Annotated in this window: 22 protein-coding genes and 1 pseudogene; 7 read left to right on the forward strand and 16 right to left on the reverse strand. The window is 73.1% G+C overall.

Annotation, left to right across the window (positions count from 1 at the left end; genetic code table 11):
- The first annotated feature begins 2 nt into the window (after positions 1-2).
- From lipA to ACWDAS_RS08180, 3 genes are all read left to right on the forward strand, one after another.
- A complete protein-coding gene (gene lipA, locus ACWDAS_RS08170; RefSeq protein WP_450388035.1) occupies positions 3-956 on the forward strand; it encodes a lipoyl synthase in 954 nt (317 codons plus the stop codon).
- 353 nt (positions 957-1,309) lie between these two features.
- The gene (locus ACWDAS_RS08175; protein ID WP_450388218.1) at positions 1,310-1,549 is read left to right on the forward strand and encodes an SCO2195 family GlnR-regulated protein; all 240 of its coding nucleotides are present in this window, start codon (positions 1,310-1,312) and stop codon (positions 1,547-1,549) included.
- Positions 1,550-1,623: 74 nt separating this feature from the next.
- On the forward strand, positions 1,624-2,304 hold the full coding sequence (locus ACWDAS_RS08180) for a DUF4191 domain-containing protein (protein ID WP_450388036.1): 681 nt from the start codon (positions 1,624-1,626) through the stop codon (positions 2,302-2,304).
- A gap of 89 nt (positions 2,305-2,393) precedes the next feature.
- Here ACWDAS_RS08180 and ACWDAS_RS08185 read toward each other — a convergent pair whose 3' ends face one another.
- Positions 2,394-2,861, reverse strand: a complete 468-nt coding sequence (locus tag ACWDAS_RS08185; protein ID WP_450388037.1) for an RDD family protein — start codon at positions 2,859-2,861, stop codon at positions 2,394-2,396.
- Positions 2,862-3,060: 199 nt separating this feature from the next.
- Here ACWDAS_RS08185 and glnA point away from each other — a divergent pair, with 199 nt between their 5' ends.
- Both glnA and ACWDAS_RS08195 read left to right on the forward strand, forming a co-directional pair.
- Positions 3,061-4,473 carry a type I glutamate--ammonia ligase gene (gene glnA / locus ACWDAS_RS08190; protein ID WP_450388038.1) on the forward strand — a complete coding sequence of 471 codons (1,413 nt, stop codon included), beginning with the start codon at positions 3,061-3,063 and terminating at the stop codon, positions 4,471-4,473.
- Between the two features lie 182 nt (positions 4,474-4,655).
- Positions 4,656-5,114 carry an SRPBCC family protein gene (locus ACWDAS_RS08195; RefSeq protein ID WP_450388039.1) on the forward strand — a complete coding sequence of 153 codons (459 nt, stop codon included), beginning with the start codon at positions 4,656-4,658 and terminating at the stop codon, positions 5,112-5,114.
- 15 nt (positions 5,115-5,129) lie between these two features.
- On the opposite strand, the gene ACWDAS_RS08200 is transcribed toward ACWDAS_RS08195, so the two are convergent.
- The 10 genes and pseudogenes from ACWDAS_RS08200 to ACWDAS_RS08245 all read right to left on the reverse strand — a co-directional run bounded on the left by ACWDAS_RS08200 (position 5,130) and on the right by ACWDAS_RS08245 (position 14,887).
- A complete protein-coding gene (locus ACWDAS_RS08200) occupies positions 5,130-5,921 on the reverse strand; it encodes an SAM-dependent methyltransferase (RefSeq protein WP_450388040.1) in 792 nt (263 codons plus the stop codon).
- Between the two features lie 360 nt (positions 5,922-6,281).
- Positions 6,282-6,956, reverse strand: coding sequence for a (2Fe-2S)-binding protein (locus ACWDAS_RS08205; RefSeq protein ID WP_450388041.1), 675 nt, complete (start codon positions 6,954-6,956; stop codon positions 6,282-6,284).
- 14 nt (positions 6,957-6,970) lie between these two features.
- Positions 6,971-7,642, reverse strand: coding sequence for a GntR family transcriptional regulator (locus tag ACWDAS_RS08210; protein WP_450388042.1), 672 nt, complete (start codon positions 7,640-7,642; stop codon positions 6,971-6,973).
- A gap of 58 nt (positions 7,643-7,700) precedes the next feature.
- The gene (locus tag ACWDAS_RS08215; protein WP_450388043.1) at positions 7,701-8,702 is read right to left on the reverse strand and encodes a proline racemase family protein; all 1,002 of its coding nucleotides are present in this window, start codon (positions 8,700-8,702) and stop codon (positions 7,701-7,703) included.
- A gap of 304 nt (positions 8,703-9,006) precedes the next feature.
- Positions 9,007-9,906: a dihydrodipicolinate synthase family protein gene (locus tag ACWDAS_RS08220; protein ID WP_450388044.1), complete on the reverse strand. Its 900-nt coding sequence runs from the start codon at positions 9,904-9,906 to the stop codon at positions 9,007-9,009.
- A pseudogene (locus ACWDAS_RS08225) lies at positions 9,903-11,242 on the reverse strand (FAD-dependent oxidoreductase). The gene ACWDAS_RS08220 and the pseudogene ACWDAS_RS08225 overlap by 4 nt, the downstream one beginning before the upstream one ends.
- A gap of 343 nt (positions 11,243-11,585) precedes the next feature.
- On the reverse strand, positions 11,586-11,897 hold the full coding sequence (locus ACWDAS_RS08230) for a (2Fe-2S)-binding protein (RefSeq protein ID WP_450388045.1): 312 nt from the start codon (positions 11,895-11,897) through the stop codon (positions 11,586-11,588).
- Complete coding sequence (locus ACWDAS_RS08235; RefSeq protein WP_450388046.1) at positions 11,894-13,066, reverse strand: NAD(P)/FAD-dependent oxidoreductase; 1,173 nt, start codon at positions 13,064-13,066, stop codon at positions 11,894-11,896. Before ACWDAS_RS08235 ends, ACWDAS_RS08230 begins: the two co-directional genes overlap by 4 nt.
- 26 nt (positions 13,067-13,092) lie before the next feature.
- Positions 13,093-14,187 carry a magnesium and cobalt transport protein CorA gene (locus tag ACWDAS_RS08240; RefSeq protein ID WP_450388047.1) on the reverse strand — a complete coding sequence of 365 codons (1,095 nt, stop codon included), beginning with the start codon at positions 14,185-14,187 and terminating at the stop codon, positions 13,093-13,095.
- Between the two features lie 244 nt (positions 14,188-14,431).
- Positions 14,432-14,887, reverse strand: coding sequence for an SPW repeat protein (locus tag ACWDAS_RS08245; RefSeq protein WP_450388048.1), 456 nt, complete (start codon positions 14,885-14,887; stop codon positions 14,432-14,434).
- 419 nt (positions 14,888-15,306) lie between these two features.
- On the opposite strand from ACWDAS_RS08245, the gene ACWDAS_RS08250 reads away from it, so the two are divergent.
- Positions 15,307-16,143: an undecaprenyl-diphosphate phosphatase gene (locus ACWDAS_RS08250; RefSeq protein ID WP_450388049.1), complete on the forward strand. Its 837-nt coding sequence runs from the start codon at positions 15,307-15,309 to the stop codon at positions 16,141-16,143.
- On the opposite strand, the gene ACWDAS_RS08255 is transcribed toward ACWDAS_RS08250, so the two are convergent.
- From ACWDAS_RS08255 to ACWDAS_RS08270, 4 genes are all read right to left on the reverse strand, one after another.
- Positions 16,133-16,717, reverse strand: coding sequence for a TIGR03086 family metal-binding protein (locus tag ACWDAS_RS08255; protein WP_450388050.1), 585 nt, complete (start codon positions 16,715-16,717; stop codon positions 16,133-16,135). The two genes, ACWDAS_RS08250 and ACWDAS_RS08255, sit on opposite strands and share 11 nt — an antisense overlap.
- Before the next feature lie 230 nt (positions 16,718-16,947).
- Positions 16,948-17,352 carry a hypothetical protein gene (locus ACWDAS_RS08260; protein ID WP_450388051.1) on the reverse strand — a complete coding sequence of 135 codons (405 nt, stop codon included), beginning with the start codon at positions 17,350-17,352 and terminating at the stop codon, positions 16,948-16,950.
- A 58-nt stretch (positions 17,353-17,410) separates the two neighbouring features.
- Positions 17,411-18,280 (reverse strand): Gfo/Idh/MocA family protein, encoded by an 870-nt coding sequence (locus tag ACWDAS_RS08265; protein ID WP_450388052.1) that lies wholly within the window; start codon positions 18,278-18,280, stop codon positions 17,411-17,413.
- Between the two features lie 2 nt (positions 18,281-18,282).
- On the reverse strand, positions 18,283-18,657 hold the full coding sequence (locus tag ACWDAS_RS08270) for a 5-carboxymethyl-2-hydroxymuconate Delta-isomerase (protein WP_450388053.1): 375 nt from the start codon (positions 18,655-18,657) through the stop codon (positions 18,283-18,285).
- Between the two features lie 308 nt (positions 18,658-18,965).
- On the opposite strand from ACWDAS_RS08270, the gene glnII reads away from it, so the two are divergent.
- On the forward strand, positions 18,966-19,985 hold the full coding sequence (glnII, locus tag ACWDAS_RS08275) for a glutamine synthetase (protein WP_450388054.1): 1,020 nt from the start codon (positions 18,966-18,968) through the stop codon (positions 19,983-19,985).
- Positions 19,986-20,045: 60 nt separating this feature from the next.
- Here glnII and ACWDAS_RS08280 read toward each other — a convergent pair whose 3' ends face one another.
- Positions 20,046-20,570, reverse strand: coding sequence for a DUF1203 domain-containing protein (locus ACWDAS_RS08280; RefSeq protein ID WP_450388055.1), 525 nt, complete (start codon positions 20,568-20,570; stop codon positions 20,046-20,048).
- Positions 20,571-20,727: the final 157 nt, after the last annotated feature.

The raw sequence follows: 20,727 nt of genomic DNA on the forward strand, positions 1-20,727 counted from the left end.
ACGTGTCTGCTGTAGCGCCTGAAGGCCGCAAGATGCTGCGTCTGGAGGTCCGCAACAGCCAGACCCCCATCGAGCGGAAGCCCGAGTGGATCAAGACTCGGGCCAAGATGGGCCCCGAGTACACCGAGCTGCACAGCCTCGTGAAGCGCGAGGGCCTGCACACGGTGTGCCAGGAGGCGGGCTGCCCCAACATCTTCGAGTGCTGGGAGGACCGCGAGGCCACCTTCCTCATCGGCGGCGACCAGTGCACCCGGCGCTGCGACTTCTGCCAGATCGACACCGGCAAGCCGCAGGCCCTCGACCGTGACGAGCCGCGTCGCGTCGGTGAGTCCGTCGTCACGATGGACCTCAACTACGCCACCATCACCGGCGTCGCCCGCGACGACCTGGAGGACGGCGGCGCCTGGCTGTATGCCGAGACCGTGCGGCAGATCCACGCCATGACCGCCGACCGGGCCGCCGGCCGCACCAAGGTCGAGCTGCTGATCCCGGACTTCAACGCGGTGCCGGAGCAGCTCGCCGAGGTCTTCGGCGCCCGCCCCGAGGTGCTGGCGCACAACGTGGAGACCGTGCCGCGGATCTTCAAGCGCATCCGCCCCGGCTTCCGCTACGAGCGTTCGCTGGAGGTCATCACCAAGGCGCGCGAGGCCGGCCTGGTGACCAAGTCCAACCTCATCCTCGGGATGGGCGAGGAGCGCGAGGAGATCAGCCAGGCGCTGCAGGACCTGCACGACGCTGGCTGCGAGCTGATCACCATCACCCAGTACCTGCGTCCGAGCCTGCGGCACCACCCGGTGGAGCGTTGGGTGAAGCCCCAGGAGTTCGTGGAGCTGAAGGAGGAGGCCGAGGAGATCGGCTTCGCCGGCGTCATGTCGGGCCCGCTCGTTCGGTCCTCGTACCGGGCCGGCCGCCTCTTCCAGCAGGCGATCGAGAAGCGCAGCCGAGCGGCCGTGTAGGTCGAGGGCCACGAGCGAGGAACGAGCGAGGGCACTCGGCCGAAACGGCAGCGAGGCGAAGCTCGACCACAAGCACCAGAAGCGCAGCCGAGCGGCCGTGTAAGCAGAGGTCTGATCACGCTCGGGTGACCGTGCAGGTCACCACCGGAACGTGCGGTTCGTCACGTCAGGGGCCCCCGCGGGGCCCCTGACGCGTCCCTGACGTGCAAGGCGTCCGCGGAGAACGGCGCGAAGCCACCGCCGGGGTTTCACGACGGTTTGACCGACCAGTCACGGACTGGTAACACAATGTGGTGACTCTGGAGAAGCGGAACACCCACCCGCGTCTGAGCCGTCCTGAGGGGGACACCACCATGCAGGCCGAGGCCGCACACCTCCACCACCTCCACCGCCAGAGCACCATCCCCGGCGCCGCCGCCGGCGCGCTGCGCGCCGTGGAGTCCTTCCTGTTCCGCGGCGCCGAGGAGACCGCCCGCCGCAACGCGTGGTCCGCCGTCCTGGAGGACCGCAAGCGCGCCAAGGACCGCCGCGACGCCCAGCACGTGATGGACGCACTGGTGTCCGCGCGCAGCTCGCGCAGCGACATCCTCTAGGCGGACCCCGCCGGGCGGAAGCCGGACCCCCTCCGGTGGGGCCCGAACCGCGCGGGCCACGTATCCTGTGCGGCATGGCGAGGGATACATCCGAGAGCAACCCTGGGCGGCTGAAGCAGATCGCCCAGACCTACAAGATGACCAGGCGGGTCGACCCCAAGGTCGGTCTCGTCCTCGCGGCTGTGGGAATCGTCACCTTCGGTGTCATCCTCGCCATCGGCTTCTTGATCGGTCACGAGATCTACGCCGGCATCCTGGGCCTCCTGCTGGCCCTGCTGGCGATGGCGATCATCTTCGGCCGGCGCGCCGAGAAGGCCGCGTTCGGGCAGCTCGAAGGGCAGCCCGGCGCAGCGGCGGCGGTGCTGGAGAACGTCGGCCGCGGCTGGTCGGTGACGCCCGCTGTTGCCATCACCCGTAGCCAGGACGTCGTGCACCGCGCGGTCGGCAAGGCCGGCATCGTGCTGGTCGGCGAGGGCAACCCCAACCGCGTGAAGGGCCTGCTGGCCTCCGAGAAGAAGAAGATGGCGCGCGTCGTCGTCGACGTCCCGGTCAACGACTTCATCGTGGGTGACGGCGAGGGCCAGGTGCCGCTGAAGAAGATCCGCACCACGCTGCTGAAGCTGCCGCGCGTGCTGCCGGGCCCCAAGGTCACCGAGGTCAACGACCGGCTGCGGGCGCTGGGCGACCTGATGAGCAACATGCCGGTGCCGAAGGGCCCGATGCCCAAGGGCATGCGCATGCCGAAGGGCCGCTGATCGCATACGAACGGAACGCGAAGTGCCCCGGACGATTCGATTCGTCCGGGGCACTTCGCGTTCGTTTCGCCGTCGGAGCCGCGCGGCGGTCAGATCCGGACCTGGACCGCCTTGACGGCCCGGTCGTGCAGGCCGCGGGTGTCGCGGTCCCAGATCACCGCGGGGATGAAGAGCAGGAGCAGCAGGGTCCGCAGCGCCGCCGCGCCCATGCCCAGGCGCGCGCCGTCCTCCCGGATCACGCGCAGCCCCAGCAGGCGCTTGCCCGGGGTGGTGCCGACGGTGCCCAGCAGCATCACGCTCATGAGGCCGAAGACGACCGTGGTCCACGGATTGGCCGCGGCCGCGTCACGGTGCGCGATCAGCCCGTATGCGATCAACGCGCACAGCCCCCAGTCGATGAAGACCGCCGCGATCCGCCGCCCGACCGGGGCGATCGAACCGGGGCCCTCCTCCGGCAGTCCGAGGCGCTGTCCGCGGTAGCCGAACTCGACGCCCATCCGCTCAGCGGCGGCCTTCGGGCCCTCGATCCACGATCCGATGACATCCCTGTTGTCCACGCGTCCACGGTAACCCGCCCCCTTGGGGGGCCCGCGTCCGACCCGCCACCCGTACGGCCCCTCGGTTAACCTGCAAGAAACAAATGGGTCACGACGGGGAAATGCCCGATCTCTATGGTCGGCTCCAAAGTGCGCCACCGCACTGGTCGCACCCATGAGCTGCAATCCGGCCTCCCGGGCCGGGCCAAGGAGGAGTTGGATGTCGTTCCAAAACGCCGACGAGGTGAAGAAGTTCATCTCGGACAACGACGTCAAGTTCGTGGACGTCCGGTTCTGCGACCTGCCCGGCGTGATGCAGCACTTCACGGTCCCGGTCGAGTCCTTCGACCCCGACGAGCAGCTGATGTTCGACGGGTCCTCGATCCGCGGCTTCCAGGCCATCCACGAGTCGGACATGGCGCTGGTACCGGACCTCTCCACGGCCAAGCTGGACCCGTTCCGCAAGGACTCCACGCTCAACGTCAACTTCTTCATCCACGACCCGATCACCGGCGAGCAGTACAGCCGTGACCCGCGGAACGTGGCGAAGAAGGCCGAGGCCTACCTGGCCTCCTCCGGCATCGCCGACACCGCGTACTTCGGGCCCGAGGCGGAGTTCTACGTCTTCGACAGCGCCCGCTTCGAGACCAGCGCGAACCAGTCCTTCTACCACATCGACTCCGAGGCGGGTGCCTGGAACACCGGTGCGGAGCAGGACAACCGCGGCTACAAGGTCAAGTACAAGGGCGGCTACTTCCCGGTCCCGCCGGTCGACCACTTCGCCGACCTCCGCGCCGAGATCACCCTCGAGCTGATCAAGTCGGGCCTGCAGGTCGAGCGCCAGCACCACGAGGTGGGCACCGCCGGCCAGGCCGAGATCAACTACAAGTTCAACACGCTGCTGGCCGCGGCCGACGACCTGATGCTCTTCAAGTACATCGTGAAGAACGTCGCCTGGCGCGCCGGCAAGACCGCGACCTTCATGCCCAAGCCCATCTTCGGTGACAACGGTTCCGGCATGCACGTCCACCAGTCCCTGTGGGCCGGCGGGGACCCGCTGTTCTACGACGAGCAGGGCTACGCGGGGCTGTCGGACACCGCCCGCTACTACATCGGCGGCATCCTGAAGCACGCCCCGGCGCTGCTGGCCTTCACCAACCCCACGGTGAACTCCTACCACCGCCTGGTCCCCGGCTTCGAGGCCCCGGTCAACCTGGTCTACTCGCAGCGCAACCGCTCGGCGGCCATCCGCATCCCGATCACGGGTGCGAACCCCAAGGCCAAGCGCATCGAGTTCCGCGCCCCGGACTCCTCCGGCAACCCGTACCTGGCCTTCTCGGCGCTGCTGCTCGCCGGCCTCGACGGCATCAAGAACAAGATCGAGCCGGCCGAGCCCGTCGACAAGGACCTCTACGAGCTCGCCCCCGAGGAGCACGCGGGCGTCCCGCAGGTCCCGACCTCGCTGTCGGCGGTGCTGGAGTCCCTCGAGGCCGACCACGAGTTCCTCCTCCAGGGCGGTGTCTTCACCTCCGACCTGATCGAGACCTGGATCGACTACAAGCGGACCAACGAGATCGCGCCGATCCAGCTGCGTCCGCACCCGCACGAGTTCGAGCTCTACTTCGACATCTGATACGGCCCCCAGGCCGGAGCGGGGAGCCGCTCGCCTGGGCCGTGTCCGGGCCGTCGGCCGGCTCTCCCCCTCCGGGAGAGCCGGCCGACGGCTTTCCCGGTCCCGGAAGCCGGCCGGGGCGCGAACGGTGCGGGCGGTGGGAGGATCACCGTGCCACGCACCGTGTCGAGGAGGGGTCCGAGATGCCGTCCGCCGAACTGCAGCACACCTTCCGGATAGCCGCGCCCCCGGAGGAGGTCTTCGCGCACCTGGCGGAGCCGTCGCACTACATCGGCCTGTCGCCGCTCCTCGTCGACGTCCGCGACGTGCGCCGCAGCGGCGGGACCGTGCGTTACACGGCCGTGGAGCGGTTCCGCTTCCTCGGCCTCCTGCGGCACGACAACGTCATCGACGTCACGCTCGTCGCCGTCCCGGATCGCCTCCCGCACTCCGCCGAGATCTCCGGCGAGGTGCGCAGCCCCGCCCGGGTCCGCATGGGCTACCGCTTCGCCATCGACCGCGACGGGGACGGCAGCATCGTCACCGACACCCTGCACCTCCGCACGCCCCTCGGCCTGCTGCGCTTCGCCGCCTCCCAGGCGGGAGCGGTCCAGCAGGCCAGGGCCCGGGTCCTGGGCGCCCGCCTGGACCGGCCCGCCTGACGGGACGCCGTCCGGCTAGGCGCGGCGGGCCACGCCCCCGTAGAAACCGATCTCGGCGGAGCGGGGCGGGACCGGGGCGTCGGGGCGCCAGAAGGGGACCTGGACGAGGCCGGGGTCCTCCAGCTCGAACCCGTCGAAGAACCGCTCGACCTCGGGGTGGGAGCGCAGGTTCAAGGTCGCGGTGGCGTTGTTGTAGACGGCCTGGGCGTCGCTGCGGTCGGCGAAGTCGCCGGTGGCGTGCGATAGCACCACGTAGCTGCCGGCCGGGAGCGCGTCGCGCAGGGTGGCGACCACCTCCGCGGGCTTCTCCTCGTCGGTGAGGAAGTGGAGGACGGCCACGAGGAGCAGGGCGACCGGTTCCTCGAAGTCGATGACCCGGCGGACGTCTGGGTGGTCCAGGACGGCCCGGGGGTCGCGCAGGTCGGCGAGCACGACGCTGGTGGAGCCCGAGCGGCTGAGCAGGACGTTGGCGTGGGTGTTCACGATCGGGTCGTTGTCGACGTACGCGATGCGGACGTCCGGCGCCACTTCCTGGGCGATCTCGTGCACGTTGGGGGAGGTGGGCAGGCCGGTGCCGATGTCGAGGATCTGGTGGACGCCGCTGCCGACCACGTGCCGGACGGCGCGGCGCATGAAGGCCCGGTTGGCGCGGACGCCGATCCTCACCTCGGGCGCCGCGGCGGCGAGCGCGTCGGCGGCCGTGCGGTCCACCTCGTAGTTGTCCTTGCCGCCCAGCAGGTAGTCGTAGATCCGCGCGGGGTGCGGCCTGCCGGTGTCGATCTCCTCGGCGCGGAAGCCGTTCTCCATCTGCGCTCCTCTCGGCGGCCGTCCGGGCCCTGGCCCGGAACCGCTGACGACAGCTTTTCACATCATCAACTTCTGTGCCCACGTGCATAGTTCCTGATCGGCGGGCGCGCGCGGGCGGGGCCGTCAGACACGGGACGCGGCCTGTGCGGCGGCGAAGCGGGCGGCGACGTCGTTCCGGTCGACGAGGTGCCGGAGCCTGGTGACGCAGTCGGGGCGGACGTTCAACCACTGCCGTGCGTCAACACGGTGGACAGGGCGGAGCCGGCCCCCTCGGAGTCGCCGCGCCCGCGATCCCGGGCGCGTTCTTCCCGCGGGGTGATCGTCCTTCCCGCCGGCGCCCGGCGGACGGCCGGCCCGCCCTCAGCGCAGCGCGCAGTCCCCGCACAGCCCGCCGCCGGGCACGCGGTAGTACAGGCAGCAGCTGCGGCGCGCGTACGCGGGCGCGCCGGCCCCGGTGAGCCGCAGGTCGCCGGCGTCGCGCAGCAGCGGGTCCGCCATCAGTTCCTCGGTCAGCGCGACGGCGCGGGCCGCGGCGTCGGGGCGCCCGCCCTCCCCCAGGCACCAGGAATGCAGCACCCGCAGGGTGCCGGCGAGCGACGAGGCGACGTTGCCCCACAGCAGTCCGGGCGCGACGCCCGCCACCGCGTGCACGGCCTCGCACAGCGGCACGAGGTGCCCGTGGAGCACGTCCTCGCGCAGCCGGCCGGCGGGCACGTCCGGGGCGTCGTCCGGCAGCCACAGCTCGTCCGGGGTGGACCGCCCGGGGTGCCACCACAGGCGTCCGCCGGACAGGTCGGGCATACGGCCGGCCAGCGCCGCCGGGCCGAGGGCGACCGACCACAGCCGTGCGGCCAGCCCCTGGTGGGCCAGTGAGGCGGCCACGCGCCGCTCGGACGTGCCGAGCCGCCGCCCGACCTCCGCCACCCGGCCGGTGAGCGCGGGCGAGGGCCGCGCCGCGTACACCTCCGCCAGCGGCACGAAGCCCTCGGCCCGCGGCTTTCCCGGTCCCGTGCGCACGGTGAAGAACGGTCCCACGGCGCTCCCGCCCCTCAGCGCGCCCACAGGCCCCTGATGTGCCCGAGGTGGCGGGTCATGACGGCCTGTACGGTCGCGGCGTCGCGGGCCAGGAGGGCGTCCAGCAGTTCCAGGTGCTCCTCGGCGGAGGCCCGGAGCAGTCCGCGTTCGGCGAGCGCCGTCAGGCCGTACAACCGGGAGCGCTTGCGCAGGTCGCCGACGACCTCGACCAGGTGCTCGTTGCCGGCGAGGGCGAGCAGCCCGAGGTGGAAGCGGCGGTCGGCCTCGACGTAGGCGATGAGGTCGCCGGCGGCAGCGGCGGCGACGATCTCCTCGGCGGCCGGGCGCAGCGCCTCCAGCGCCGTGGCGTCGGCGGTGGAGGCGAGGCCGGTGACGGTCGGGATCTCGATGAGGGAGCGGATGTGGGTGTACTCGTCCAGTTGCCGCTCGGAGACCGCGGTGACCCGGAAGCCCTTGTTGGGCACCGGGTCGAGCAGGCCCTCCTTCACCAGGTCCAGCAGCGCCTCGCGCACGGGGGTCGCGGAGATACCGAAGCGGGTGGCCAGCGCGGGCGCGGAGTGCACCTCGCCGGGGCGCAGTTCCCCCGCGACCAGCGCTGCGCGCAGGGCGTCCGCGACGAGCTCGCGGTAACTTCCTGACCGCTGCCCGCCGAGGGCGGGCAGGGCGGGCCCGTCGTGCGCTGCCATGCGGTGGCTCCTCCTCGGCTGTGTGGCATGTATGCGTCCAGTATCGGTGTCCGGGCGGCTAGAGGACGAATCCGGCGGGGAACGGATCGGCGGGGTCCAGCAGGTACTGGGCGATGCCCGTGATCCAGGCGCGGCCGGTGACGGTCGGCAGCACGGCCGGCCGTCCGGCGACCTCGGTGGTGCCGGTGAGCCGGCCGGTGAAGTGCGTGCCGATGAAGGACTCGTTGACGAAGTCCCGGTGCAGGGGCAGTTCGCCGCGGGCGTGCAGCTGCGCCATGCGCGCGCTGGTGCCCGTGCCGCACGGGGAACGGTCGAACCAGCCGGGGTGGATGGCCATGGCGTGCCGCGAGTGGGCGGCCGTGGAACCGGGGGCGAGCAGCTGGACGTGTTTGCAGCCGCGGATCGTGGGGTCCTCGGGGTGGACGGGCGGGTCCTGCGCGTCGATGGCCTCCATCAGCGCCAGGCCGGCGGCGAGGATGTCGTCCTTGCGGGACCGGTCGAAGGGCAGGCCGAAGGCGTCCAGCGGCAGGATCGCGTAGAAGTTGCCGCCGTAGGCGAGGTCGTAGGTCACCGTGCGGCCGTCGGCGAGAGTGGCCTTGCGGTCCAGTGCGACGCAGAAGGACGGGACGTTGCGCAGGGTCACCGCGGTGGCCGCGCCCCCGGTGACGGCGACCTCGGCGACGACCAGGCCGGCCGGCGTGTCCAGCCGGATGGTGGTGACCGGCTCGGTCACCGGCACCATGCCGGTCTCGACGAGGACGGTCGCCACGCCGATCGTGCCGTGCCCGCACATCGGCAGGTAGCCGGAGACCTCGACGTAGATCACGCCGTAGTCCGCGTCCGGGCGGGTCGGCGGCTGCAGGATCGCCCCGCTCATCGCGGCGTGGCCGCGCGGCTCGTCCATCAGCAGGTGCCGGATGTGGTCGAGGTGGTCGCGGAAGTGGAGACGGCGCTCGTTCATGGTGGCGCCGGGGACGGTGCCGATGCCGCCGGTGACGACTCGCGTCGGCATGCCCTCGGTGTGGGAGTCCACCGCGTGCAGGACGAGTTTGCTGCGCATGGGGGTGTGTCCTCCTCCTGGTTCCGGGGTCGGTCGTGGGCGGAGCGGCGGTGCGGGGGCGGAGCGGCGGTGCGGGGCCGCGGGCGCTGGAGCCTGTCGTCACGTTGGCTCCCCAGGCTTCGCCGGGAGGTGCGCCCACCGCCCGGAGGGCGGGTCCCGCGGCTCCCCAAGCTCCGCTGGGGTGCCCCCTGGTGCGGTGCATCGCAAGGCGGAGAGTCGTCCTCGTAGTGGGCTGCTCGGACGATTCGACAACGCAGCGTGGGGCACCCCCGGCCGGAGGTTGGGGGGAATGCGACGACAGGTTCTAGGCCAGGCCGGCGGCGATCGCCGCCTCGGTGGCGGCCCGTACCTCCTTCTCCTGTTCCGGCAGGAGCGGCACGCGCGGCGGGCGGCAGGGGCCGCCGTACCGGCCGGTGAGGTCCATCGACACCTTGATGGCCTGGACGAACTCCGTCCTGGAGTCCCAGCGCAGCAGCGGGTGCAGCGAGCGGTAGAGCGGCAGCGCGGTGGCCGTGTCCCCGGCGGTCGCGGCCCGGAAGAGCTCCGCGCACGCCCGGGGCAGGGCGTTGGGGTAGCCGGCCACCCAGCCCTTGGCGCCGGCGGTGGCCAGTTCGAGCAGCACGTCGTCCGCGCCGGTCACGAGGTCGAGTCCCGGTGCGAGTTCGGCGAGCTCCCAGGCGCGGCGCACGTCTCCGCTGAACTCCTTCACGGCCTGGATGTGGCCTGCCGCGTACAGCTCCGCGAGGAGCCGCGCGGTCAGGTCGACCTTGGTGTCGTACGGGTTGTTGTACGCGACGACCGGCAGCCCGGCCCGCGCGACCTCGGCGTAGTGGGCACGCACGGAACGCTCGTCCGCGCGGTAGGCGTTGGGCGGCAGCAGCATGACGGCCGCGCAGCCGGCGTCGGCGGCGTGCCCCGCCCAGCGGCGGGCCTCGCCCGAGCCGTAGGCGGCGACGCCCGGCACGACGCGGTCGCCGCCGATCGCGGCGACGGCGGTCTCCACGACCCGCGCGCGCTCGGCGGGGGTCAGGACCTGGTACTCGCCGAGGGAGCCGTTGGGGACGACGCCGTCGCAGCCGTTCGCGACCAGCCAGGCGCAGTGGGCCGCGTAGGCGTCGTAGTCGACGGACAGGTCCTCGGCGCGCAGCGGCAGCGCGGTGGCGACCAGCACGCCGTGCCACGGGCGGTTCGGGGCGGTGCTCATGACTCTTCCCTCTCTTCCTCCGGCGCTTCCTCCCCGCCGCCGGCCAGGAGGCCGAGCGGTACGGGCCGGGCGAGGGACCGCCCGGGGACGGTGAAGGGGCACCCGGCGACGGCGGCGACACCAGGGGCGCAGACGCGGCCCTGGCACCAGCCCATGCCGGCGCGGGTGAGGAGCTTGACCGTTCGGAGATCGCCGGCCCCCAGGTCGCGGACGGCCTCTCGGACGGCGGAGGCGGGCACCTCCTCGCAGCGGCACAGCAGGGTGTCGTCGGTGACGACGGTCTCCGGCCAGTCGTCGGGGACGCGGTACACGGCGTCGAGCGCGGCGGCGAACCTCCGCAGGCGCTCCCGGCGGCGGCCCGCGGCGGCCCACGTCGCGGGGTCGGGTTCCGTGTACCGCAGCCGGGCCGCGGCGGAGCGGCCGGCGATCTCCCCCTCGGCGCGGCCAGATCCGCGCCCCCGACACCGGTGACCTCGCCCGCGGCCCAGACGCCCGGGGCGGGGGTGCGCTGCTCGGCGTCCACCTCGAAGCAGTCGGCGAGGTCGGTGTGCGGCAGCAGCCCGTGGCCGACGGCGAGGGCGTCGCACGCCACGCGCCACCGGGTGCCGTCGGGCGCGGCCAGGGTGACCGCCTCGACGCGGTCCTCGCCGTGGGCGGCCACGACCGTGTGCCGCCACCGCGGCCGGATCCCGTGGCGCGCGAGCCGGGCGGCGTAGGCGGCGCCCTCCACGGCCTTGCCGAGCGGTACGGCGCAGGCGTGCCGGAGCAGCTCGCGGGGGTCGGCGGCGTCGGCGAGCGCCGCGATGTGCGCCCCGGCCGCCGCCAGGCCCGCCGCGACCGGCAGGAGCAGGGGCCCCGTTCCGGCGACGACGACCGTACGGCCGGGGAGCACCAGGCCGCTCTTGAGCATGGCCTGCGCACCGCCCGCCGTGACGACCCCGGGCAGCGTCCAGCCGGGGAACGGCAGCACCTTCTCGTAGGCCCCGGTCGCGAGGACGACCCCGTCCGCCCGGATCGCGCCCGCCTCCAGCGTGTGGAGGATGAAGCCCGGTTCCATACACCAGACCTGACGGCCCGCCAGGTGCGTGATCCGCCCGGCGGCGATGTGCGCGTCCAGGCGCCCGCGCAGTCCCCGCCAGGTACGCCACGCGTGGTGCAGCGCCCGCGTCCTGCGCGCCCGCAGCCCCGTCGCGGGCTGCCGGTAGAACTGCCCGCCCGCCTGCGGCGCGGCGTCGACCAGGGCGACCCGCACGCCCCCGTCGCCGGCCGCCAGCGCCGCCGCGATCCCGGCGGGCCCCGCCCCGACCACCGCCAGGTCGTACCTGTCCCCGGTCACGCCCGCCTCCCCGGACCACGTCTCCCCCACGGACCCGACGCGGAGCGGCCCCTGCGGACCGCACCCGTCCGCGCGGACGAGGCCCACTCGTGCCCCGGCCGCCCAGCTTCGACCGCTGCGATGCCGTCCGCCGGGTCCGGCTCACGGCCCGGCACGCCACGCCGGAGCCCGGCCGGGCCGATGGACGGCGTCCGGAACGAGTGCCGGGCGGGCCGCTCCACGGCGGGACCCGCCGTCCCCTCCCGGGGATTCCGCTCCCCGCGCCCCTTCGCCGAGGCCCACCGCCGCCCCGGACCGCCGTACCACACCGGACCGAGACCGGCGGCCGCCCCGACACGCGCGCTCACGGCAGTTCACCGGTCCCGGCCTGCGGGGTGACGACGTCGCCGGGGCGGGCGAGGGTGACGCAGGCGCGTTGGCCCGGACGGCCGTTGACCGTGACGAGGCAGTCGAAGCAGACGCCGATGCCGCAGAAGACGCCGCGGGGTGCGCCGTCGCGGCGGGTGGTGCGCCAGGACAGGATGCCGGCCGACCAGAGGGCGGCGGCGACGGACTGACCGGGGTGGGCGGGGATGTCGCGTCCGTCGAAGGCGAAGGTGAAGCCCGGTCCGGGTGCGGCGCGGGCCAGGCGCAGGGGGGTGCGGCGGCGGCTCACGGGGCCCCCTCGGCGGGGAAGCGGTCGGGGCGGAAGGGCGCGAGATCGAGGTCGGGGCGGACTCCGGTGAGGCACTGCGCGATCAGGCGGCCGGTCGCCGGAGCGAGTCCGATGCCCGCGCCCTCGTGGCCGCAGGCGTGGTGGAGCCCGGGCACGCGGGGATCGGGGCCGATCGCGGGCAGGTGGTCCGGCAGGTAGGGCCGGAAGCCCACGTACGCGCGCAGCACGGCGACGTCCCGGAGCAGCGGGAAGAGGGCGAGCGCCTGGGCGGCGAGGCGGCGGGCCACGGGCAGGGAGAAGGCGCGGTCGAAGCCGACGCGTTCACGGCTGGCGCCGATGAGGACCGGGCCTGCGGCGGTCGCCTCCACGACGGCCGAGGTCTGCAGGGCGGCCGAGTCGCTGGCGACGTCGGCGACGTAGTCGGCCGCGTACACCTTGTGCCGGACGGTGCGCGCCGGCAGGGGCTCGGTCACCAGGACGAAGCCGCGCCGCGGCAGCACGGGCAGCCGCACCCCGGCGAGGGCGGCCACCTCGCCGCCCCAGGTGCCCGCGGCGTTGACGACAGCCGGGGCGTGGATGTCGCCCCGGTCGGTGCGGACCCCGCGCACCGCGCCGCCGGACGTGCGGAGCACCGCCGTCACCGTGGTGGCGAGCCGCGCCTCGGCGCCCAGATCGCGGGCGGCGCGGACCAGCCGGGCGGCGGCGAGCGCGGGCTGCACCTGGGCGTCCTGGGGGTAGTGGACGCCCCCGGCGAGGCCCTCCGCCAGGTGGGGTTCGAGGACGCGCAGCCCGTCCGCCGGCACGGGCACGGCCTCGACGCCGGACCCGCGCTGGGCTGCGGCGAAGTCCAGCAGGGCGCGCAGTCCGTCCTGCCCGGAGGCGACGACGAGCCCGCCCTTGGGCTCGTACTCGATGGTCCTGCCGAGCGCGTGACATTCCGTCAGTTCGCGCCACAGCCGGGCGGACAGCAGGGCGAGGGCGAGCTCCGGTCCCGGCTCCTTGTCGGAGACCAGCAGATTGCCCTCGCCGGCCCCGGTGGTGCCGCCGGCCACGGGTCCGCGGTCCACCAGGACGGTGCGGAGCCCGGCCGATGCGGCGTGGAAGGCGCAGGCCGCGCCGACCATTCCGGCGCCGACGACCACGACATCGCAGCTCGTCGGCTTGCTCACGCCGGTAATATGTCACACAGCACTGCTCACAACCAGCCGTTGCGCCGGAATCCGCGGTGGATGACGAAGCAGGCGACGACCATCACGCCCACCGCGAGCGGGTAGCCGTAGGTCCAGCGCAGCTCCGGCATGTGGTCGAAGTTCATCCCGTACAGGCCGCAGATCATGGTGGGGACGGCGAGGATCGCGACCCAGGCGCTGATCTTGCGCATGTCCTCGTTCTGGGCCATGGTCACCTGCGCGATGTTGGCCTGGAGGATCGAGTTGAGCAGTTCGTCGAAGGAGTTGACCTGCTCGGTGACGCGGGCGAGGTGGTCGGCGGCGTCGCGGAAGTAGGTCCGCAGGTCGGGCTCGACGCCGGGCAGCGGGTCCTCGGCGAGCCGCTGGAGCGGGCGGCCGAGCGGGGCCACGGCCCGCTTGAGTTCGAGGAGTTCGCGCTTGAGCTGGTAGATCCGGCCGGCGTCGGCGCCGCGGCCGCGGTGGTCGGAGAAGACGTCGGTCTCGACCTGCTCGATGTCCGCGTGGACGGCGGAGGTGACGGCGAGGTACTGGTCGACGACATGGTCGGTTATCGCGTGCAGGACGGCGGCCGGGCCCTTGGCGAGCTGGTCGGGCACGGTCTCCAGGCCCTCGCGGAGGGGGCCGAGGGAGCCGTGGCCGCCGTGGCGCACCGTGATGACGAAGTCCGGGCCGGTGAAGACCATGAGGTCACCGGTCTCCACGACCTCGCTGGTGGCGGTGAGCCGGTCGTGCTCGACGTAGCGGGCGGTCTTGAGGGCGGTGAACAGGGTGTCGCCGTACCGCTCCAGCTTGGGCCGCTGCTGGGCGTGGACGGCGTCCTCCACGGCGAGCGGATGGAGCCCGAACAGCTCGGCGACACCGGCGAATTCCGCCTCCGACGGCTCGTGCAACCCGATCCAGACGAAGCCCCGGCCGGACTTGCGCACCCGGGCGATCGCCTCGTACGCGGCGCAGTCGTCCTGGCGCAATCCGTCCATGTAGACCACGCAGTTCACCACCGAGCTGCCGAGCGGCGAGCGCGCCGGATGACTGAGGTCCACTCGCCGTTGCCGAAGGTTGGTGAGGCGGACGGCTTTGCGGAGATTGCTGATCATCGACATGAAGGGCTCCTACGCAGGCGTGCGGCCGCCAGTATTGCCCACGCCCCGCCCTGTTCGAGCCTTCCGTCACATGGTCCTTCCACCGTGCGGGACTTCGCCACACGGCTCCCCCGCCACACGCTCCCCCGCCGCGCGGCGCCACGGGCACGCGGCACCACGGGCACGCGGAGGCCCCTCCGGCCGGTGAGGGCGCACGGCGGGAGGGGCCTGGCCGGTTGCGGCGGTGGGAACGCCGCTGCCTCCTTCACATGGCGGGAGTGCCGCGCTGGGTGCGGCCGAGGGTGCCCGCGGCGACCAGGCCGAGCAAGCAGGTCACCGCGCCGACGACGACGTTGTTGATGATCGCGCCGGTGCCGGGGCTCGTGGTGGCCACCACCCACGGCGAGATGATCATCCAGATGCCGAGGGCGGCGATGGCCCAGCTGAGGCCGTACATCCTGGCCGGCGCGATGGCGAGGCAGAGCCCGAGCAGGGCGACGGCGATGCCGATGACCAGGTTGTTGAGCGCCAGTTCGGGATGGGCACCCGAGAAGTGGACCGTCCAGGGGGAGATGGCGCCGTAGAGGCCGGCGAGGAACACCGGCCCGTCGACGAGCGCCACATCCCGCCCGCCTTCGAGCATGCGGGCGTACCTGGCCCGCATCTCGTGCACATCGGGGTGACCGGCGAGGTCACCTGGGCGGTGGGAGAGGTCGGCCATACGACTCGCCTCCTTCTTGCCTGCAAGTCGGACCGCGCTGCACGGCCGCACCGCGACCGCAGCACCATTGTGCGCTTCCATGACCTTTATTGGTAGATATCCGTTTCATGACAATCCGCTGCCCGCGGCCGTGGGCGCGGGCGTTGTGCCGGCCACCCCGCGGGGCCCCTCGACGGCCTGGTTCCGCCCGGTGCCCTGCCCCCGGAACAGGCGGGGCACCGGGGGCCGATGATGTGACATATCCGACGTCGAAACGGATTGTCCTGTCGCGCGGCCGCCCCGTTGCGGGGTCCCGGGCGCCGGGCCGCGCCCTCACGGCAGGCCCTGGTTCGCTGGCGGCGAGGTACTTCTCTTACACTCCGTAGGGCTCCGGCCGGTGCAGGCCCGGGCATGCCACGTCCTCCGCAGAGATGGGTCCCATGAGCGCCATCAGTATCGGTCAGGCAGCTGTGCTCGGCGTCGTGGAGGGGATCACGGAGTTCCTCCCGATCTCGTCCACCGGCCACCTGAAGATCACCGAAGGCCTGATGGGCATCCCGGTCGACGACAAGGCCGTCGTCGCCTTCTCCGCGGTCATCCAGTCCGGCGCCATCGCGGCCGTGCTGGTCTACTTCTTCAAGGACATCGTCCGGATCTGCAAGGCGTGGTTCACCGGCCTGGTCCACCGCGAGGAGCGCTACCACCACGACTACAAGTTCGCCTGGTGGGTGATCTGCGCGACCATCCCGATCGTCGTCGTGGGCCTCGCCGCCAAGAAGCTGATCGAGGGGCCGCTGGCCTCGCTGTGGGTGGTGGCCGGATCGCTGATCGTCGGCAGCGGCGTGATGTGGGCGGCCGACCAGATGGGCCGCCACAAGCGCGGCGAGGACGACACCACGTTCAAGGACGCGATGCTCGTCGGGTCCTCGCAGATCCTCGCCCTGCTCTTCCCCGGCTTCTCCCGCTCCGGCGCGACGATGTCCACCGCGCTCATCCTCGACCTGGACCGGGTCGCCGCGACCCGCCTCTCCTTCTTCCTGGGCATCCCCGCGCTGACCGGCGCCGGCCTGTACGAGCTCAAGGACGCGCTCGGCGCCGGGGTGGACACGGCGCCGCTCGTCGTCGGGACGGTCGTCTCCTTCGTCGTCGCGTACGCCTCGATCGCCTGGCTGCTGAAGTTCGTGGCGAAGCACTCCTTCAACGCGTTCATCATCTACCGGATCGTGATCGGCGTCCTGCTCTTCGGCCTGCTCGGCGCGAACGTCATCAGCGCGTAGGCGTGCGGCCCGACAGGGCCAGCGCGCGCTCGAAGGCGGTGGCCGCGCCGGGGTCGGGGAGCGTGACGGGCGCGGCGAAGCCCTCGTACCGGCGGTAGACCTCGGCGTAGCGGTCGACGACCCCCAGCACGAACCCGCCGAGCCCCGCACCGCAGCGGTACTCCTGGCCGGTGGCGCGGGCGACGTCCCAGCCGTGGACCACGAGCTCCTTGACGATCATCGCGGCGATCTCCGCCGCGGGCATTTTCGCGTGGCCGAGGTCGACCTCGCCCTCCCAGACCTCCGGCGCCGCCCAGGCGGCGACGGCGCGGTCCAGCTGCTCCGCGTACGCCCCGGCCCAGTCCGGATCGGCGGTGAAGTCGCGGGCGGTGAGCTCCTCGGGCAGCGGCTTGCGCAGGGCCCGGTGCTCCAGGCCGTGCGAGGTGTAGAGGATCCAGTGGTTCAGCAGCGTGCGGGTGTCCCACTCCCCGCAGGGGGTCGGCCCGGAGAGCAGGGCGGAGTCGCCGCCCGCCCCCCGGGCGACGCGGGCGGCCTCGACGGCGGCTTCGATCATGTGCGCGTGGGGTTCGGTCATGCGCCCATGCTCGGGGCGCGGGCGACGGCCGGTCTTGAACAAACACGACAGCCGGGGCCGCCCGCGGGTGCCGCGCCCTGCACGTCGATGACGACCTTGCCCACCGCGCCCTCCTCCACCGCCGCGTCGCCGGTGCGCTCCAGCGGGAAGCGGTGCAGCGGCAGCCCGGCGTCCTCGCCGGCCCGCAGGGCCCCGTCGGCGAGGGCGCGGCGCGGCGCACGCTGAAAGCGCTACGCGCGCGCCGCCCGTTCGCACAGGACGGCCGGGGTGCCGGCCGGTTCCGGCGGGGGCTCGGGGAGTCCCACCGCGGCCGCGCCCGGGGAGCGGCGCGGGGCGCGGGGGACGTAGGCGCCGCTGGTGCCGCCGCGACCGCGGTGGACCAGGACGCCGGAGACCGGATCGGGGACGGCGTCGAGCGCCGCGCGAGTGCCGGGCAGGACGCGCCACGCGAGCCAGTGCTCCTCTTCGCGGAAGCACAACTCGAAGACGACGCCCCACCCGTACGTGTGCCATTCCCACGCCAGTGCACGGTTGGTGACCGCCGACTCCACGAGCGTCGGCGCGTACGCGTCACGCCATGCCGCGGCGGATGTGCTGGCGTTGAGGACTTCGATGGACCACCAGTCCGCTGCCATACCCAAAACGATAGGCACTTCGCAAGTCGCCCGCCAGGGTTCTGCCCCTGACGGCGCGTCACGCAGGGTCGGCCGAAGCCAGCAACTCCGTCACGCGGGCCCCGAACCGGGCGTCGCAGGGGTGGGGAACTCCGGTGCGGACCGCCGTGAGCAGGGCGTCGATGGCGTTGCCGAAGGCGGGCACCGGCCCGTCGGCGCGGCCGGGGAGCGTGGCGACGCCGGAGGTGCCGCGCACTTCGACCGTCATGCCCGCGGCCGCGGGCGGGGCGGTGAGGCTGAGGGCCGCCGTGCTGGAGGCCCCGCTGTCGTGCCGCAGCACCAGGTGGACGGTGTCCCCGGGTCCCTGGACGGCGGTGAGCGCGGTGACGTCTCCGAGGACGGGGAGCAGCACGGACAGCGCGTGCGGGCCGACGTCCCACAACGCGCCCTTCTCGCGCCGCCACGGGGAGTCGGCGAAGGGGCTGTCGCCGGAGGTGAAGACGGAGCCGAGCCACTCCGCGCGGGCGGTGAACCAGCCGTCCTGGGCGGACTGCTCGTCGATCCAGGCGGAACTGGTGGCGTCGAAGCGCAGGGTGAAGAAGACCACCGACGCAACTCCGGCGGCCTCGGCGGCGTCGGCTACGCGGCGGGCGTCGGCGACGGTCGTGGCGACCGGCTTGTCGAGCAGCAGGTGCCGGCCGGCCTCGGCGGCGCGCGCGGCCAGCGGGGCCTGCACGTCCGGGGGCAGGGCGACGGCGACGGCGTCCACGTCGGCGATGAGGTCGTCGACGTCCGCGTAGGCGCGGGTGCCGAGGGTCGCGGCGAGCGCGGCCGCCGCATCGGGGCGGCGGCCCCAGATCCCGGTGAACTCGACCTCGGGGTGGGCGGCGAGGGCGGGACCGTGGGCGATCTCCGCCCAGGGGCCGGTGCCGAGCAGTCCGATGCGCATGGTCACCGCTCCCCCGCCGGCTCGGTGTGGCTGCGGTACCAGGTGCGGTCCAGGTCGACGATGTCGACGGCGGTCTGCACGCTCAGCTGCGGCGTCGGCGCGAGGTGCTCCCGCAGCAGTTCCAGGACGGCCTCGCTCAGCTGCGTCTTCGCCTCGGGCGTGCGCCCGGACAGGACGGCGGCCTGGACGAGGATCATCGCGTGCTCGGGGGCGCCGTCGACGAGGACGTACTCCTCGGACCGGCGGAAGCGGGTCTTGCACGCCTCGACCCTGGTGTCGATGATCTTGGCGACGAGCGGGTGCAACGCGAGCGCGAAGCCGCGCCGGTCGAACGCGTCGGCGAGGTTGCCGGTGTAGTCCACGGTGATGTGAGGCATGGCACACACCCTACGGCCCTGGTCACAGCGGTCCGCGGGCACCCGTGCCCGCTCCGGCCCCGGAACCCGCGGGGGGCGCCAACCGGTCCGCGGGCCCGGGTTCTTCGGCGCCCCGACGGCGCCCGGACGGCGGCCGCCGGGCTTCGCGGGAGCCCGCCGGGAGGCGCGGGCGGAGTGTCCGGCAGATGAGACAGCAGCGCGTTCACATCGGGTTAACACACGGGCAATGGATGCGAAATCGCAGGTTGTGACGCTGCAGCGGCAACAGAACCCGCCCCGCAAGGCCCACGCCCCCAAGGATGACGCCCGTGAGCTACAAGGCCGAGTACATCTGGATCGACGGTACCGAGCCGACCGCCAAGCTGCGCTCGAAGACCAAGATCCTCGCTGACGGCGCGGAGCCCGGTACCTGGGGCTTCGACGGCTCCAGCACCAACCAGGCCGAGGGCCACAGCTCGGACCGTGTGCTCAAGCCGGTCGCCACGTACCCGGACCCGATCCGCGGCGGCGCCAACGTGCTCGTCCTGTGCGAGGTCTTCAACATCGACGACACCCCGCACGAGTCCAACACCCGTGCGCTGCTGCGCCCGGTCGCCGAGCGCTTCGCGGGCCAGGAGTCGCTGTTCGGCATCGAGCAGGAGTACACCTTCTTCCAGGGCTCCCGCCCGCTCGGCTTCCCCGAGGGCGGCTACCCGGCCCCGCAGGGCGGTTACTACTGCGGCGTCGGCGCCGACGAGATCTTCGGCCGCGAGGTCGTCGAGAAGCACCTGGACAACTGCCTCGCCGCGGGCCTGGGCATCTCCGGCATCAACGCCGAGGTCATGCCCGGCCAGTGGGAGTTCCAGGTCGGTCCGCTGAGCCCGCTGGAGGTCGCCGACCAGCTGTGGGTCGCGCGCTGGCTGCTCTACCGCACCGCCGAGGAGTTCGGCATCTCCGCCACCCTCGACCCCAAGCCGGCCAAGGGCGACTGGAACGGCGCGGGCGCGCACACCAACTTCTCCACCAAGGCCATGCGCGAGGGCTACGACGCGATCATCGAGGCCTGCGAGGCCCTCGGCCGCGACGACAAGCCGATGGAGCACATCACGCAGTACGGCTCCGGCGTCGAGGCCCGCCTGACCGGTGCCCACGAGACCGCCCCGTGGAGCGAGTACAGCTACGGCGTCTCCAACCGCGGCGCCTCGGTCCGCATCCCGTGGCAGGTCGAGGTCGACAAGAAGGGCTACATCGAGGACCGCCGTCCCAACGCCAACGTCGACCCCTACGTCGTCACCCGCCTCATCGTCGACACCTGCTGCTCGGCGCTGGAGAAGGCCGAACTGGTCTGAGGCCACGGCCCACCGCCTCCCCGAGGGCGCCCGTCCACACGACGGGCGCCCTCGGCGCGTTCACGCGGTGCGGACGGCCTCGAAGAGGAAGCAGCCGTACTCCACGGCCCGTACGTGCACAAGGGCGACGCGCGGGTCGGCGAAACGGGCCGCCAGGACGGCGTCGGCGGCACCCGCGGCGACCTCGTCGGCGGTCAGCTGCACCAGACGGCCGCCCAGGATGCGACCGCGGGCGTCGTAGCAGCGGAACACCCTGCGCTCGCCGTGGAGCGGCGCGGGGTAGCGGGAGTCGTCCGGCGGGCCGGGGCAGTCCTCGGCGGCGGCGTGCACGAAGACCGGCCCGGTCTCCGCGTACGGGCCGGGGTCCGCCCCCGTCGCCGCGGCCCAGCGCCGCAGCGGCGCGTAGGCGACCAGCGCGATCCGCTCGCCCGGCGCGCTGTGCCGCAGGCAGCAGCGGAGCGGCGAGCCGCCCTCCGGGTCCCGTTCGGGGCGCGGGACGAGACCGGCGTCATCGGTGTCGCGCAACTCCTTGACCACGGCCGGGTCGACGGCCCGGACCTCGTACACGGTGCGATCGGTGTCCATGCCCCCAGCCTCGCCGGGTCCGCCCGCGGAGTCCGGCGGGATTCGGACCTCGTACTCGCCTCCCGCGGGGCCGGGCGCGGGGCCCGGCGCGGGACCGGCCGCGCGACCAGGCACGGAGCCGGGCGGGGTGACCATCCCAGAAATCACTCGTTCTACG

Source organism: Streptomyces sp. NPDC001070 (assembly GCF_053598835.1).